The following is a 14,461-nucleotide window of genomic DNA, read 5'->3' as shown; positions in this document are numbered from 1 at the left end:
ATTTGCCTCCGGCTTCCTTCAGATTCCAGGTCTCCCTGGACACCCTTGCCTTTGACTAACGGCTACAACGACCTTCGCCGTTCGGGACTTGAACCCTATAGTTTATACCCGTGCCGGGCACACGAAAGAACCCCCGTTCACCTTTGTGAAACGGGGGTTCTTACATCAATCCTGCTCTCGGCTTTTTTCAAGAATTTCTCTCTCTTTTTCGGTCAGCTCATTGTAATACTGGACTCCGAACTGGGACCCCTCCGATACCATTTTCGAGTTTTGGAGATTGTCCGCTTCCGGTTCGCCGGCTTCTCTTATCGGCATATCACTAAGATCGTTTGATTTTTTGCTTAACTGACTCACTTTAGAAGTCATTTGAGTTCTCCGCTCTTCATCATACATGAGATATGCAGCAGCTCCACCTGTGATAGCTCCTGCCAGTGCCAGCTTCCATCGCTTTCTCATCTTACCACCCTTTCCTTTAGTGCTACATGTAGTCTTACCCTATTATACACCATTCAAACTTTAAAAGAATAGCTTCTTTTTGAAGGGAAAATATTCAACTGCTGTGATACAATCAGGGAAGAGGTGAGTAGTATGAGAGTACAATGTGTTATATGTGACCATATAGAATCAATCAACAGTAAAAGTCTTCAGGCTAAAAGACTCCGCAATCGCAGGAATTCCACATACATGTGCCAGACGTGTCATGACCGCATCGCAGACAATACTGCCAAACGGGTCAATTCAGGGAACTTCATTTTTCGTCGCGAGATAAAAAACGAACACTATCTCTCCTGATTCCCGTAAAAAAGCCCTCTCCCACCTGGAGAAGGCTTTTTCTATGCCTGATTACTGTTTCTTTCTCTGGAGAGCCTAAGTCTGTAAAGACCCAGAACCACTGCAGTTACAATCAGACTTTCCGCCAGTGGTAAGTTCAACCCGAGCATAAGCGTCAACAGAAAAGTACCGATCACAAGAACCGTGTAGACCACAACGTTTTTAAGTAATGGCAGCTTCTTAGCGAAACCGAGCTTGAAAGTGATTACAGTCAATATGACTGTAGTAAGGTATAACCAGAAGAAGCTTTGGAATAAAGATGCAGCTTCGCCTGCATTGTTAAGGTTTATCTCAGGACCGAGACCTCTGAAAAAGAAATCGGCCACCGGCCATAAATCTTCAGGAACTGTCAGTGTTGGTGATGCCTGCATGTTGCTTCCCCCTCAAAGTTATCTTCACTCATCATACTAAATATTTGCAGCTGTGCCAATTGTTTAAGTTACGATAAATTTGTTTTATACTAATATTGGAATCGAGGTGAGAATATTGAGGAATATCTTATTGGCGACTGCTGTAATTTTATGTTTCGTGTTTACGGGCTTCTCTATAGCAATAGAACTTTTCTGGCTGGCTGCTCTGTTTTTCGTTGCAGGAGGCGGAATTATGGGCTACGGAATTAAAATCAACAAAAATGAGAATACATAATCTTCATCCCCGGTGTTGAACGGCCCGGAAACACCGGAGTCTCAAAATCGCTCCTCCCGGATTACCCATTCATAAAAATATAAAAGGGCCGGCCAGTTTATGGCCGACCCTTGATATGTTGGAGGTTTTTCATTATTTCTTAAGGTTGATATAGTTCTCCACTGTTTCACCGTGGATATTCTCTCTTGCAGCACACACACTTGTACGATCCATCATGGACAGAGGCCGGTTATCTCCTGTCGTTACTACGCCCCCTACTTCCTCAACCAGTACTTTACCTGCAGCTATATCCCACGGCATAAGACTCATAGTCACATATCCGTCAAGGACCCCTTCAGCAAGAAAGGCAAATTCCAGAGCCGCCGACCCGTATGATCTCGTACTTCTGAGACTTTTCACCAGCTCCCTCATACCCGATGCTTCCACAAGCCTGTTCTCTTCCAAGAGCCACGTTGTATTCAATGAAAATATAGAGCGTTTCAGGGGTTCTGTAGTCGAAAGCAGAGGAAGACGATTACCGTTTTTGTAAGCCCCTTCTCCTTTTACGGCACTGTAAAGCACATCATTCATTACATCATAAATCAAACCGATTTCACCCGTGCCGTCTTCATACACCCCTATCGAAATCGCAAAGTTTCTCTGCTGATGGACGAAATTCATAGTTCCGTCGATAGGGTCTACAATCCATACAACCCCTTCAAGGTCGGAGATGTCGTCGCCCATCCCCTCTTCACTGAATATTCTGTGGTCCGGAAACTGATTCCTGATTTTATCGGCAAAAAACTTTTCAGTCTGCTGATCCATATGGGTTACAAGATCATCCGGTGTTGATTTCGTATCTATTTGCAGAGGTTCGTTAATATTTGTCCTGATTTCTTCTCCTGCTTCGAGAACCCAGGATCTGGCGTACTGCAGTATTTGTTTAGTGTCCATTAAATGAGCTCCTTTTACACCTGTGTTGTCTTCAATGTTATCAAAAGCCGCTGATCTTTACACGGATTTCAGTTGCATTACGTGATGACGCCCTTTCTTATAGCGGAAAGTGGGCTTCAGACACAGTACCCCGGAATTCTTTCAAATAATCTTACCCTCCATTAATTTTTCACCTTTATCTGTGTTAAACTTTGGATTGTTACTATTAAACGAGGTGATAATATGAACGGGTTCAGCGGTTTTTCCGAAAAAGATTTTGACGTCTTTTCTATTGAAGGTCTGGAGAACAGGATAGAAGCGCTCCGATTCCGACTTTCTCCGAAACTAGAAGAAATCGCCCATGAACTTCAACCGGCGATTTCTGCTGAAACAGGAGAGGAAATGTACGTCCACGTAGCGAAACATGCCCGGAGAAGCAAAAATCCTCCAAATGACACATGGGCCGCGATCGCTAATAATAAACGCGGGTACAAGAAACTTCCCCATTTCCAGATCGGTCTCTGGGGAGACAACGTTTTTCTTTGGCTGGCATTTATTTACGAGCTGCCTGACAAAGAAAGAATAGCGGAAGCATTTCTGGAAGATTCCGATCTCCTGAAGTCCGGAATCCCTGATCATTATGTATTATCCAAAGATCACACAAAGAATGAGGCTCTCGTATACAATGAAGAGAACTTATCGAAAACTCTTCACCGTTTCCGGGATGTGAAAAAAGGAGAGTTTCTCGTAGGTCGCCGCTTTTCATCAGACGATGATTTATTAAAGGACGGCGATGCTTTTATCAATGAGGCTCAAAAAACGTTCGAGACTCTTCTGCCACTGTACAAAAAAGCAATGAATGTCCAATAAATGTGAAGGGGCCAAAAGGGGTCCCTTCACATTTTAATATAATTGATATCGTCCCGCCCGGACTCTTTGACTACATGGTACGGAGAGTATTCCGAAACTTGTTCAAATTGCCTGAACAAAGTTTTTTCTTCGCTTTTTGAAGGCACTATCTGTTTAAAACGCGCATAAGCGAGTTTAAAATCTTCTTTCTTTACACCTTCTTCATAAGCTTTCTCAACCAGACTGTAAAAATTCACGACATCTATAATTTCTTCCTTCGACCAGTACTCCTCATCAATAGGGTAAGTATAGCCCATCAGAACTCACCTCCACTTCTCGCTTATGTATTCCGCTTCTGAAATAATTTCATTGAATAATTCCCGGACACTTACCACCTCACTGATTCTTGCTGAAACCTGGCCGGCCCATCCGAAGCCTTCCTGCTCGAGTCCTTCGTAAATGTACTTCTTATTAGCCTCCCCTGAAATATAATCTTTCATTTTTTCGTAATCGGCTCCTTCTTCTTCCAGTGAAAGAATCCGGTCGGTCCATGTATTTGCAAGCGCCCGTGCCGGAGAGCCGAGAGACCTTTTGATAACTGCAGTATCATCTGTACCTGCGCTCACTATTTTGTCCTTATAAGCCTCGTGAGCGTGCACACATTCTTCCGTAGCAATAAACCTTGTACCCATCTCGATACCTTCTGCTCCAAGAGCGAGAGCTGCCATCAGGCCGCGACCGTCCGAAATGCCTCCGGAGGAAATTACAGGTATGGAGACTGCATCCACAACTTCCGGAGTCAATACAAATGTTCCTGTATCTGAACGCCCTATATGACCTCCACCTTCCTGACCGACAACCATAACGGCGTCAGCACCAAGTTCTTCGGCTTTTACGGCCTGACGTTTTGCAGCTACAAGTACTATTTTTTTGATCGCAGTACCTTTGAGCAATTCCAGAACCCCTTTTGGATTACCACCTGTTACTGAAACGACGGGTACTTCTTCTTCCACTGCCACTTTAACCATATCCTCATACGGGCGGCCATGATTACCGATGGCAAAGTTTACACCGAATGGAAAAGCAGTTTTTTCTCTCGTTTTTTCTATTTCTTCCCTCAGCTCTTCAGGAGATCCCAGGCTCATCGCGGTGATCTGTCCGAGACCTCCGGCATTAGAGACGGCAGAAGCGAGTTCCGAATAAGCCAGGTAAGCAAGACCTCCCTGGATGATCGGATATCGTATGCCCAATAAATCTGTAACTTTCGTATTCCAGTCCATATTATCCCTCCCTGTTTCAAGTGTAGCATAAACTGACCGCAGGTATTACCGCTCTGCAATCCTGCAAATAAAAAACCGCCGGGCAGCCCGGCGGTTTCTGGAAGATAGATTATTTCGAGTTGCAAGTAGGACAAGTACCGTAAAGAGTCGAAACCTTTTCGTCCTCGTAGTGCTCGATGACTCTCTGACAATCCTGGCAAACAATTGTACCCATTTCTCATCCATCCTTTCTAATTTTGGTATCGCTTTCAATGTAGTTTTATTATATGGGTTAATACTGCTTTCGTCAACAGTGTAGTATAACTTTTTTATAAAAATGTCATACTAATAAAAGCGGTTAATATATTCTATTTGCACAAAGATTTTTAAGGAGAAATTCCATAAAAAAACTTCCGCCGTTTATCAGTGATAAATCGGCGGAAGCAATCCCTGAAAACTGAATGCCAGTACTTTCCCTCTTAAGGTCGTTTAATCCGGGCGGGGTCAAGTAATGTATAACCTTTCTCTCTTAAACCTGAAATGATATCGTTCAAAGCTTTGTTCGTCCATTCGCGATCGTGCATTAACAAATTAGCCCCGTCACGCAGCAACGGCGTATTGACCATAATATCAGCAAGGCTTGAGGCATCTGTATATTCTTCGTTCCAGTCGTAGCCATATGTCCAGTTCATAAGGAGCATCCCTTCTTCCTTAACGAGCTGCTCGGAGTACTCTGTATTCTGTCCGAATGGAGCGCGAAAGAAATCAGGGCGCTTTCCAATGATTTCCTCGATTTTATCACTTACTCCTACAATTTGTTCATACTGCTCTTCTTCTGTCAGGTCCTGCAAAGAAGCATGAGTTTCCGTGTGGTTACCGATAGGAAAACCCAGGTCGTGAATCTTTTTAAGTGTGTTCTTTTCTTCCTCAGTATTCAGAAAATGGCCGTTAACAAAAAAGATGGCGGGAGCTTTTTTATCTTTCAGTTTTTTGGCCATTTCCAGTGCGTGCTCATCCGGAGCATCATCGATTGTGAGAAGCGCTACTTTACTCTCGCCTTCCCCCGCCGGAGCAAAAGACCAGTCTTCCTGGAGAACATATTCAGTACCGGGAGCTTTTTCTTCATTCTTCTGACTTTCATCATCTTTCTTCTTTTTCTTTTCAGCTTTGTCTTTCTCTTCAGCTTCACTTTCTTCCTGTTCCTGGTCATTCGTTTTCGGGCTTTCTTCGGTGCCTGACGTAGCATCACCAGTGTTGCTGCAGGCTGAAAGTAATAGGAAAGCCACCACTATTATCCATTTTTTCATTTTGCGTCCTCCTGTCTAAATATGTAATATCCTATAATTATAGTATAGTTTCCCCATATTCACTATTAATATAGGAAGATTTGTATTATAATATGGAATCGTGACTTATCGAGACGCTATTTGAAGGTGGTCTTTTTCAAATGATGCAGTTTTTGAAGCGTTTTAACTTGTTCGGAGGGCGTACGGTTAAAACCGGTATATCGGTGTTTATTACGGCACTAATCTGTTCTTTTTTCGATCTGCCTGTCATTTTTGCCGTCATTACTGCTGTAGTAACGATTGAACATACAGTGGTAGCTTCTATCAGGAAAGCGGCTGTGCGCTTTCCGGCTGCTGCCATCGGGGCACTGATAGCGGTACTGATGTATTCGATGTTCGGAAAAGTCGCTCTTGCCTATGGACTCGCGGCGATGCTAACGATAGGGATATGTCATAAACTGAAGCTCGATGACGGTATTACCGTGGCTACCATTACTGCTATAGCCATGATCCCTGATTTCGGGGAGAATGAAATTGTTTCGTTTATAGTAAGGTTGGGTACTACATCTATTGGTATTGTCGTCTCAACTATCGTGAATTTTTTCCTTCTCCCACCCAACTACACGACTACGATTCTCAAAAATCTTCACATGATGAACAGAACCGCAAGCCTGTTGCTCCGTAAGATTCTGCTCGATGTTACGGACGAATCCAGGCAGAAGACTTCCTTCCTGAGGCGGTTGCACCGTCAGCTTACTACCAGACTCGAGCGTACGGAAGTTCTCCTGAATTTCCAACGCGAAGAGTGGAAGTACCACAGACATTCAAGGGGCGATTTGAAACAGCTTGTGTATGTGAAAGAACACTTGTCGTTGATGCACCAGATTGTGTATCAGCTCGGTAATATGCTTTATGCCCGCGAGACTACACCTTCATTTGATGAAAACGAAAAAGAATTGATTTTGTACCTTGGGAAACTTTATGCCCAGGTGATTACAGACAAAACTCACACAATAAGTGAGGAGCAATTCAAACTCGTCGAAGACCTCGATCAGCGTCTCTGGGAATGGAGAGAACATCACATTGAGCAGAGATATGGATATCGTCATCATTTCGTCGCGGAAGTAGTGCTTATTTATGAATTACTGTCTTTTCATGACGTTCTCGAAGAAATGCACCTGTTGACGAAAAAGCACGAAGAGCATATCATCACTTATGATGATTAAAAACAGGAAAGGATGAAAGCTTGATGAATCAAGTAACAAAAGTATTCTATATTTCAGTAGTTATTGCGTTCTTATTTATCGCATGGGGAGTTATCCCGGACAGTGTGTTGCCTAACGCCAACCTGTCCAACGTTACATCGCAGATCCAGGGGTTCCTTACCGATAAGTTCGGCTGGTTCTATCTGCTCTCTACTACAAGTTTTGTAATTTTTGCCATATACCTAGTGTTCTCCAAGTACGGGAAACTTAAACTTGGGAAACCGGAAGATGAACCGGAGTATCCGTACATTACCTGGTTCGCCATGCTTTTCAGTGCAGGTATGGGTATCGGGCTCGTCTTCTGGGGCGCTGCGGAACCGTTGTCCCACTTCCACACTCCTGCGATACAGGGACAGGAAGCACAGACACCGGAAGCTGCTTACTCTGCCATGAAGTACACCTTCTTCCACTGGGGAGTACACCCTTGGGCGGTCTACGCTATATTGGCTCTCGCTCTTGCGTTTTTCAAATTCAGAAAAAACGCTCCCGGAGTTATAAGTACGGCACTCGTACCTTTGCTAGGTGAAAAGAGAATTCAGGGTCCTATAGGGATCACCATCGATTCCATAGCAGTATTTGCTACAATTTTCGGTGTCGCTACTTCTCTCGGTTTGGGTGCACTGCAGATCTCCAGTGGTCTTTCGTTTACCATACCGGGTCTCGAAGATACATTCTTCCTTCAACTTATCATTATCGTTATAGTAACCTTCCTGTTTATGATTTCTGCTATGACAGGATTGAACAAAGGAATCAAGTATTTAAGTAACACCAACATCGTTTTGGCGATCTTACTGCTTATTTTCGTTATTTTCGCCGGACCTACAAACTTCATCATGGATTTCTTCACCACTTCCTTCGGCGGTTACATCAGAGACTTACCGTACATGAGTTTCCGTCTTACACCGTTCTCTCAGGATAATACCTGGATAGAGGACTGGACGATCTTCTACTGGGCATGGTGGATTTCCTGGGCACCTTTCGTAGGTACGTTTATCGCCCGTGTATCGAGAGGACGTACCATCCGTGAGTTCGTTCTGGGTGTCATGCTCGTACCGACTGTATTCGGCGCTCTGTGGTTCTCCGCTTTCGGTGGTACTACAATTGGCCTTGAGTATTTTGACGGTATAGATGTATTTTCCGACATGTCGGAACTGGGTACGGAAGTAGCCTTGTTCTCAGCTCTTGAACACCTCCCTCTCGGAGGTATCATGTCTGCTGTAGGATTGTTGCTGATCAGTACTTTCTTCATTACGTCAGCCGACTCTGCAACATTTGTACTCGGTATGCAGACGACAAACGGAAGCCTGAACCCGAGTCGTAAAGTCAAGTTCACTTGGGGTATCATCCAGGCCGGTGCCGCTGCTGTACTGCTTTGGCAAGGTGGTTTAGGTGCCCTTCAGACGGCAGCCATCATTTCTGCCTTCCCGTTTGCTTTCATCCTGATACTAATCTGTTTCTCACTCATGAAAGCATTCAAAGAAGAAGAAAAACTTGTCGATTTAAGAAAGAAAAAATAATTTTTAAAGCACCCGAGGCTAATTAGCCCGGGTGCTATTTTTATGAAATATACGGAATGTCCTGACGCTTATCAGGAGAAGCAACGACCTGAAAATTTCGAGGACATGACCGGAGTCTACAAACGGGTGTCTTTTTCATAACATTTCAATTACATCCCCGGGGTAGTCTTTTTTGTTTGTTATTGTTAATGGGAGAGTTACAAGCGAAGGAGATGGTCAGACTGTGAAGTACTCTTTCCTATTCATTTATATAGTATTGTTTACCCTTACCCTGCATTTAACTACTCCGACTGTGGATGTCATTTATGCTGATGGAAATGACTATGATCTCATAGTCGTTTCTGATGAAGATAACCGGACTCCGAAGTCTTATATGAACGCATTGCTCGAATTCAAGGCCTCTGCTCCCTATTCCTTCAATTTCTCCAAAGAGAAAGTTAATGAACGGAAACTCACCCACCCTTTAACGAACGAGCCTGCTATAATCATTATGAAAGATGGTAAGACTGTCGGGAAAGTCTCAGGAAACGATTTGAGCACGAATAAAATCATTAGTGAACTTAACAGCATACTATCCTGAAAAAGCCATGAGCATGCACTCATGGCTTTTTAATGGCGTGGAACCTGTTTGTACAACTGTCTATATGTAAAAAAACCCTGCAGAAGGAATTCCTTCTGCAGGGATGCTGATCTATTACATAGTGTGGATAGGACGACCCATTGCTACTTCGGCTGCTTCCATACTTACTTCACCGAGAGTAGGGTGCGCATGAATCGTAAGTGACAGATCTTCAGCTGTCATGCCTGTTTCAATAGCAAGCCCGATTTCAGCTATCATATCACTTGCATTAGCACCGGAAACATGACCACCGATGATAAGCCCGTCGTCTTTTCTTGTAATAAGCTTAAGGAACCCTTCTGTACTATTCAGGGATAGCGCGCGTCCATTTGCCTGGAACGGGAACTTGGACTCTTTTACTTCATAGCCGGCTTCTTCAGCTGTTTCTTTCGTGTAGCCGACAGAAGCGATTTCCGGATCGGAGAACGCGACTAGAGGAATAGCCATGTAATCCACTTCCGCTTTCTCTCCGGCAATAACTTCTGCTGCGATTTTACCTTCATAAGAAGCTTTATGGGCCAGAGGAGGTCCAGGGACTATATCACCAATCGCATAAATATTTTCGAAGTTCGTACGACTGTGTTTATCCACCTGGATATAACCTTTATCATCCATTTCCATTCCCATTTCATCAAGACCCAGCTCATCTGTGTTCGGTTTACGTCCGACTGTAACCAGTACATAGTCTGCTTCAGCCGTTTTCTCTTCGCCGTTCACTTCATACGTAACCTTCACACCGTCTTCAGTTTCTTCCACGCCCTGGGCCATGGCGTTAGTTACTACTTCGACACCTTTATTCTTCAGGTTCTTCTTAACCGGCTGAACAAGATCTTTTTCAAATCCGTTCAGTATGCGATCCATTCCTTCAAGAATAGTAACTTCCGTATCGAAGTTTGCATAGGCAGTACCGAGTTCTGTACCTATATATCCGCCTCCGATGACAATCAGTTTCTTCGGAATTTCTTTCAGCTCCAGCGCACCTGTAGAATCAAGAACGCGTTCAGAGAATTTGAAATTAGGAATTTCGATAGGACGGGAACCGGTTGCGATAATGCAATCTTTGAACTTGTAAGTCTGTGACTGCTTTTCATCCATAATCTTCACTGTATTCTGATCGACAAAATAAGCTTCGCCTTTTACGACGTCTACTTTGTTACCTTTCAGAAGACTTTGTACGCCGCCGGTAAGTTTCTGGACGACGCCGCCTTTCCAGCTTTGTACTTTAGAGAAATCTACAGTGGTGTTTTCGGAGGAAATACCCATATCCTCGTCACCTTTTGCTTTCTCGAAGTTGTGAGCTGCTTCAATAAGAGCCTTGGAAGGAACACAACCCACGTTCAGGCATACTCCTCCAAGATTTCCTTTTTCAGCGATAGTAACTTTTTGACCTGTTTGAGCAGCACGGATAGCAGCTACATAGCCGCCAGGTCCTGCTCCTATTACTAATGTGTCTACTTCAATTGGGAAATCTCCTACTACCATACTTTACGCCTCCATCATAATTAGTTGTGGATCGTTCAGTAAACGCTTGATGTGATTCATTGCCTGCTGTGCAGTTACACCGTCGATAATTCTGTGGTCGAAGCTTAGAGAGATTGCCAGTACCGGAGCTACTACAATTTCTCCGTCTCTTACTACAGGTTTCTCATCAATTCTTCCGATACCCAGTATCGCAACTTCCGGATGGTTAATAACAGGTGTGAACCACTGACCACCGGCAGAGCCGATATTTGTAACAGTAGTGGAAGCACCTTTCATTTCTTCTCCGGTAAGTTTACCATCGCGAGCTTTAACAGCAAGCTGGTTCACCTCATCAGAGATAGTGAACATCGCTTTGCGATCAGCTTCTTTCACTACAGGTACAAGCAGTCCTCTATCCGTATCCGCCGCTATTCCGATGTTGTAATAATGTTTCTGGATAATTTCATTTGTTTCATCGTCCAGAGACGTATTCAATACCGGATATTTCTTAAGCGTTGATACAAGAGCTTTCACCACATATGGAAGATAAGTCAGTTTAATGTCCTGTTCAGCAGCAACTTCTTTGAACTTCTTACGGTGAGCTACAAGTTCCGTCACGTCCACTTCATCCATAAGTGTAACATGCGGCGCTGTATGCTTCGAGTTCACCATTGCTTTAGCAATTGCTTTACGCATACCGCTCATTTTCTCGCGAGTTTCAGGATAGGCTTCGCCTGATGGAACCTGCTGTTTACCGGCAGACTCTTCCTGAGTCTCTTCTTCTGCAGAAGCCTGAGCTTCCGACTGTTCTCCGTTCGCATAGGCTTCGATATCCTCTTTCAGAATACGTCCGTTTTTACCACTACCCTGAACTTTCTGGATATTAACATCTTTTTCACGCGCAAACTTCCGTACCGAAGGCATGGCTATCACTCTTGAACCATCATCCTCTTCGCTTTCGGAAGAAGCGGAGGCAGCCGGTTTTTCGTCACTTTGTTCCTGCTCGGCTTCCTGTTTCGAATCCTCTTTGGACTCTTCTTTTGATTCTTCTTCCGATTCTCCGCTTTCCTCTTCGGAGGACCCGTCATCGTAACCTTCTGCATCGAACGTAATAATAACTGTACCTACAGTTGTAGTTACACCTTCGTCTACATGGATCTTTTTGACAGTTCCTTCTACAGGAGAAGGGATTTCTACTACGGCTTTATCGTTTTGTACTTCACAAAGGACATCATCTTCCGCAATTTCCTGCCCTTCCTCTACAAACCACTTTGCAATTTCACCTTCGTGGATACCTTCACCGATATCCGGCAATTTAAATTCATATGCCATCAGGGATTACCTCCTACTTGGTTTATTAAAAATTCATTACACTTTCAACTTTTTCGATGATTGAAGTGTGATCAGGGAGCCACACGCTTTCCGCCTGGGTAAACGGATAGAGTGTATCCGGGGCAGTAACACGCAACACTGGAGCTTCGAGATGAAGAATAGCTCTCTCCTGAATCTCGGCTACAACGTTGGAAGCGATACCTGCCTGTTTTTGAGCTTCCTGCAGTACTACTGCACGGTTCGTCTTCTTCACGGATTCGATGATAGTATCATAATCAACCGGGCTCACTGTCCGGAGGTCGATAACTTCAGCCGAAACTCCCTTCTCTTCGAGTTGTTCCGCCGCTTTCAGCGCTGTGTGGACGATAGCACCGTAACCGATAAGAGTAACGTCAGAACCTTCTCTCTTAACTGATGCTTTACCGAGTTCCACCGTATAGTCTTCTTCCGGAACTTCTTCACGGAAAGAACGATAAAGTTTCATGTGTTCGAGAAAGATAACAGGATCGTTATCGCGTATGGATTGGATCAGAAGCCCTTTCGCGTCATACGGGTTGGACGGGATCACAACTTTAAGTCCAGGCATTTGAGCCATAGTCCCCTCAAGGCTGTCCGCGTGCAACTCGGGTGTGTTGACTCCTCCTCCGAAAGGAGAACGTATCGTAATCGGCATCGACTGGGTACCACCGGAACGATAACGGTAGCGTGCCATCTGGCCGGCAATTGCATCCATCGTTTCGAACACGAAGCCGAAGAACTGTATTTCAGGGACAGGACGATATCCTGTCAGAGCAAGTCCTATCGCCATACCATTTATACCTGATTCGGCAAGAGGGGTGTCAAACACGCGATCTTCGCCAAATTCATCCTGCAGGCCTTCCGTTGCACGGAAGACCCCGCCATAGTAACCAACGTCTTCACCGAAGACCAGCACATTTTCATCATTGCCGAGTTCTGTGCGCATTGCATCCGTGATGGCTTGAATCATTGTCATTTGTGCCATGATTTATTTCGACTCCTTTTCAGCGTATTCTTCCCGTTGTTCCTGTAGATTCTGCGGAAGTTCTTCATACATAATATCCATCAGGTCAGTAACCTTCTGTTTGGCAGTGTTATCCGCTTCCTTGATGGCGGCTTTAATTTCTTCTTTCGCTTTTTCAATCACTTCGTTTTCTTCTTCCTCACTCCATAGATCTTTGCTTTCAAGATACTTACGGAAACGAACGATCGGATCTTTTTGTTCCCATTCGTTATCAGTGTCTTCAGTACGGTAACGTGTCGGATCGTCCCCGGCCATAGTGTGAGGTCCGTAACGATACGTAAGTGTTTCAATCAGAGTAGGACCTTCACCGTTAATAGCTCTTTCACGGGCTTCTTTCGTTGCTGCATAAACAGCGAGAACGTCCATACCGTCTACCTGTATACCTTCAATACCTGCGGCAACTGCTTTCTGAGCAATCGTCTGAGCAGCAGTCTGTTTTTCGGAAGGTACGGAAATAGCATACTGGTTGTTCTGAACGACGAACACCGTTTGAGCACCGAAAGCACCCGCAAAGTTCACACCTTCATAAAAGTCACCCTGAGACGCGCCTCCGTCTCCTGTATAAGTTATTGCGATTGTCTTTTCACCGCGCTTCTTGAAGCCGAGTCCTACACCGGCCGCCTGAGTGATCTGAGCACCTATTATAATCTGAGGACTTACCGCTTTCACTTCTTCAGGCATCTGGTTACCGATATAGTGACCTTTAGAGAACAAGTAAGCTTTGTATAGTGGCAGACCCTGCCAGATCAGCTGAGGAACGTCGCGGTAGCCCGGAAGAATAAAGTCATCCTGTTCCAGTGCATAGTGACTGCCCAGCTGGGAGGCTTCCTGTCCTGCTGTAGGAGCGTAAAAACCGAGACGTCCCTGTCTGTTGAGAGCAATGGAACGCTGGTCCAAAATTCTTGTGTATACCATACGACGCATAATTTCCTTCAGATCGTCGTCCGAAAGATCCGGCATAGCCTCTTCGTTTACTATTTCGCCTTGCTCATTCAGAATTTGAAACGTTTCGAACTGTTTTTCGATATTTTCTAGAGTTCGTTTCAATGTCTGTCACCTCTTCCTTTCCATTTGAAATGTAAGTATCACCCTGAAAAAGACTGATTAACTCCCGCCTGCATTCAGCCAAAAATACATTGTGCACCTCTTACCCGCAATACCCGGAGAGGCGTGATATTAATCATCTAATTCGTCCCCGGTAACTGTTACAGGAACGAATCCGTTTTCGACTGGTACAATTACTCTACCACTAACAGTCTAGCCTAACAAAAACAAATCCGTCAATACACAGGCCTCCAGCTAGATTAAATGCTTCAGTAACTTGTAATGTCGCCGAAGCCGGGAGAATTCAGGGGATCCTTAGGTTATAATCTGTATTACTCACTTTTACTTTCTGTTACAATTGTAGACGATAATGTCTCAAGTTGCAAAAGAAAAAGACCG

Annotated in this window: 17 protein-coding genes; 6 read left to right on the top strand and 11 right to left on the bottom strand. The window is 44.5% G+C overall.

The annotated features are described in order from the left end of the window. Positions 1-165: 165 nt before the first annotated feature. Positions 166-456 carry a hypothetical protein gene (locus CKW00_RS10420; RefSeq protein WP_008589690.1) on the bottom strand — a complete coding sequence of 97 codons (291 nt, stop codon included), beginning with the start codon at positions 454-456 and terminating at the stop codon, positions 166-168. Between the two features lie 132 nt (positions 457-588). Between CKW00_RS10420 and CKW00_RS10415 the strand changes: the two genes are divergently transcribed. Further along, complete coding sequence (locus CKW00_RS10415; RefSeq protein ID WP_008589688.1) at positions 589-792, top strand: YlaI family protein; 204 nt, start codon at positions 589-591, stop codon at positions 790-792. 41 nt (positions 793-833) lie between these two features. Here CKW00_RS10415 and CKW00_RS10410 read toward each other — a convergent pair whose 3' ends face one another. Continuing rightward, a complete protein-coding gene (locus CKW00_RS10410) occupies positions 834-1,202 on the bottom strand; it encodes a YlaH-like family protein (protein ID WP_095822504.1) in 369 nt (122 codons plus the stop codon). A 115-nt stretch (positions 1,203-1,317) separates the two neighbouring features. Between CKW00_RS10410 and CKW00_RS13730 the strand changes: the two genes are divergently transcribed. Continuing rightward, a complete protein-coding gene (locus CKW00_RS13730) occupies positions 1,318-1,476 on the top strand; it encodes a hypothetical protein (protein ID WP_158221308.1) in 159 nt (52 codons plus the stop codon). Between the two features lie 132 nt (positions 1,477-1,608). On the opposite strand, the gene CKW00_RS10405 is transcribed toward CKW00_RS13730, so the two are convergent. Further along, positions 1,609-2,409 carry an inositol monophosphatase family protein gene (locus CKW00_RS10405; protein WP_095822503.1) on the bottom strand — a complete coding sequence of 267 codons (801 nt, stop codon included), beginning with the start codon at positions 2,407-2,409 and terminating at the stop codon, positions 1,609-1,611. Positions 2,410-2,631: 222 nt separating this feature from the next. Here CKW00_RS10405 and CKW00_RS10400 point away from each other — a divergent pair, with 222 nt between their 5' ends. After that, complete coding sequence (locus CKW00_RS10400; RefSeq protein ID WP_095822502.1) at positions 2,632-3,258, top strand: YktB family protein; 627 nt, start codon at positions 2,632-2,634, stop codon at positions 3,256-3,258. Positions 3,259-3,284: 26 nt separating this feature from the next. Here the strand turns inward: CKW00_RS10400 and CKW00_RS10395 are convergent, their stop codons facing one another. From CKW00_RS10395 to CKW00_RS10380, 4 genes are all read right to left on the bottom strand, one after another. Continuing rightward, positions 3,285-3,554, bottom strand: a complete 270-nt coding sequence (locus CKW00_RS10395; RefSeq protein WP_095822501.1) for a UPF0223 family protein — start codon at positions 3,552-3,554, stop codon at positions 3,285-3,287. A 6-nt stretch (positions 3,555-3,560) separates the two neighbouring features. Further along, the gene (locus CKW00_RS10390; protein ID WP_095822500.1) at positions 3,561-4,517 is read right to left on the bottom strand and encodes an NAD(P)H-dependent flavin oxidoreductase; all 957 of its coding nucleotides are present in this window, start codon (positions 4,515-4,517) and stop codon (positions 3,561-3,563) included. A 109-nt stretch (positions 4,518-4,626) separates the two neighbouring features. Then, entirely contained in the window at positions 4,627-4,731 is a 105-nt protein-coding gene (locus CKW00_RS10385; protein ID WP_073991988.1) for a GapA-binding peptide SR1P, read from the bottom strand. A 244-nt stretch (positions 4,732-4,975) separates the two neighbouring features. Further along, positions 4,976-5,803, bottom strand: a complete 828-nt coding sequence (locus tag CKW00_RS10380) for a polysaccharide deacetylase family protein (RefSeq protein ID WP_095822499.1) — start codon at positions 5,801-5,803, stop codon at positions 4,976-4,978. Between the two features lie 140 nt (positions 5,804-5,943). On the opposite strand from CKW00_RS10380, the gene CKW00_RS10375 reads away from it, so the two are divergent. From CKW00_RS10375 to CKW00_RS10365, 3 genes are all read left to right on the top strand, one after another. Further along, positions 5,944-7,008 carry an FUSC family protein gene (locus CKW00_RS10375; protein WP_095822498.1) on the top strand — a complete coding sequence of 355 codons (1,065 nt, stop codon included), beginning with the start codon at positions 5,944-5,946 and terminating at the stop codon, positions 7,006-7,008. A 23-nt stretch (positions 7,009-7,031) separates the two neighbouring features. Beyond that, complete coding sequence (locus CKW00_RS10370) at positions 7,032-8,564, top strand: glycine betaine uptake BCCT transporter (RefSeq protein ID WP_095822497.1); 1,533 nt, start codon at positions 7,032-7,034, stop codon at positions 8,562-8,564. Between the two features lie 223 nt (positions 8,565-8,787). Further along, positions 8,788-9,144, top strand: coding sequence for a hypothetical protein (locus CKW00_RS10365; RefSeq protein ID WP_095822496.1), 357 nt, complete (start codon positions 8,788-8,790; stop codon positions 9,142-9,144). Between the two features lie 114 nt (positions 9,145-9,258). On the opposite strand, the gene lpdA is transcribed toward CKW00_RS10365, so the two are convergent. The 4 genes from lpdA to pdhA are packed head-to-tail and all read right to left on the bottom strand — an operon-like array spanning position 9,259 to position 14,065. Beyond that, the gene (gene lpdA, locus CKW00_RS10360) at positions 9,259-10,665 is read right to left on the bottom strand and encodes a dihydrolipoyl dehydrogenase (RefSeq protein ID WP_095822495.1); all 1,407 of its coding nucleotides are present in this window, start codon (positions 10,663-10,665) and stop codon (positions 9,259-9,261) included. A gap of 3 nt (positions 10,666-10,668) precedes the next feature. Then, positions 10,669-11,976, bottom strand: coding sequence for a dihydrolipoamide acetyltransferase family protein (locus CKW00_RS10355; protein ID WP_095822494.1), 1,308 nt, complete (start codon positions 11,974-11,976; stop codon positions 10,669-10,671). A gap of 25 nt (positions 11,977-12,001) precedes the next feature. Continuing rightward, positions 12,002-12,979, bottom strand: a complete 978-nt coding sequence (locus tag CKW00_RS10350) for an alpha-ketoacid dehydrogenase subunit beta (RefSeq protein ID WP_008589662.1) — start codon at positions 12,977-12,979, stop codon at positions 12,002-12,004. A gap of 3 nt (positions 12,980-12,982) precedes the next feature. Further along, positions 12,983-14,065 (bottom strand): pyruvate dehydrogenase (acetyl-transferring) E1 component subunit alpha, encoded by a 1,083-nt coding sequence (pdhA, locus tag CKW00_RS10345; RefSeq protein ID WP_095822493.1) that lies wholly within the window; start codon positions 14,063-14,065, stop codon positions 12,983-12,985. Between the last annotated feature and the right edge of the window lie 396 nt (positions 14,066-14,461).

Origin of the sequence: Salimicrobium humidisoli (genome assembly GCF_002295105.1) — a bacterium.
In the GTDB taxonomy this organism is placed as follows: domain Bacteria; phylum Bacillota; class Bacilli; order Bacillales; family Halobacillaceae; genus Salimicrobium; species Salimicrobium humidisoli.
Note: the sequence above shows the minus strand (reverse complement) of the source record. Positions and strands in the feature narration are given on the sequence as shown.

Bases quoted from the DNA above. Each gene is read 5' to 3' on its own strand.
- CKW00_RS10420 (WP_008589690.1), bottom strand. From the start codon at position 456: ATGAGAAAGCGATGGAAGCTGGCACTGGCAGGAGCTATCACAGGTGGA.
- CKW00_RS10415 (WP_008589688.1), top strand. From the start codon at position 589: ATGAGAGTACAATGTGTTATATGTGACCATATAGAATCAATCAACAGT.
- CKW00_RS10410 (WP_095822504.1), bottom strand. From the start codon at position 1,202: ATGCAGGCATCACCAACACTGACAGTTCCTGAAGATTTATGGCCGGTG.
- CKW00_RS10405 (WP_095822503.1), bottom strand. From the start codon at position 2,409: ATGGACACTAAACAAATACTGCAGTACGCCAGATCCTGGGTTCTCGAA.
- CKW00_RS10400 (WP_095822502.1), top strand. From the start codon at position 2,632: ATGAACGGGTTCAGCGGTTTTTCCGAAAAAGATTTTGACGTCTTTTCT.
- CKW00_RS10395 (WP_095822501.1), bottom strand. From the start codon at position 3,554: ATGGGCTATACTTACCCTATTGATGAGGAGTACTGGTCGAAGGAAGAA.
- CKW00_RS10390 (WP_095822500.1), bottom strand. From the start codon at position 4,517: ATGGACTGGAATACGAAAGTTACAGATTTATTGGGCATACGATATCCG.
- CKW00_RS10385 (WP_073991988.1), bottom strand. From the start codon at position 4,731: ATGGGTACAATTGTTTGCCAGGATTGTCAGAGAGTCATCGAGCACTAC.
- CKW00_RS10380 (WP_095822499.1), bottom strand. From the start codon at position 5,803: ATGAAAAAATGGATAATAGTGGTGGCTTTCCTATTACTTTCAGCCTGC.
- CKW00_RS10375 (WP_095822498.1), top strand. From the start codon at position 5,944: ATGATGCAGTTTTTGAAGCGTTTTAACTTGTTCGGAGGGCGTACGGTT.
- CKW00_RS10370 (WP_095822497.1), top strand. From the start codon at position 7,032: ATGAATCAAGTAACAAAAGTATTCTATATTTCAGTAGTTATTGCGTTC.
- lpdA (WP_095822495.1), bottom strand. From the start codon at position 10,665: ATGGTAGTAGGAGATTTCCCAATTGAAGTAGACACATTAGTAATAGGA.
- CKW00_RS10355 (WP_095822494.1), bottom strand. From the start codon at position 11,976: ATGGCATATGAATTTAAATTGCCGGATATCGGTGAAGGTATCCACGAA.
- CKW00_RS10350 (WP_008589662.1), bottom strand. From the start codon at position 12,979: ATGGCACAAATGACAATGATTCAAGCCATCACGGATGCAATGCGCACA.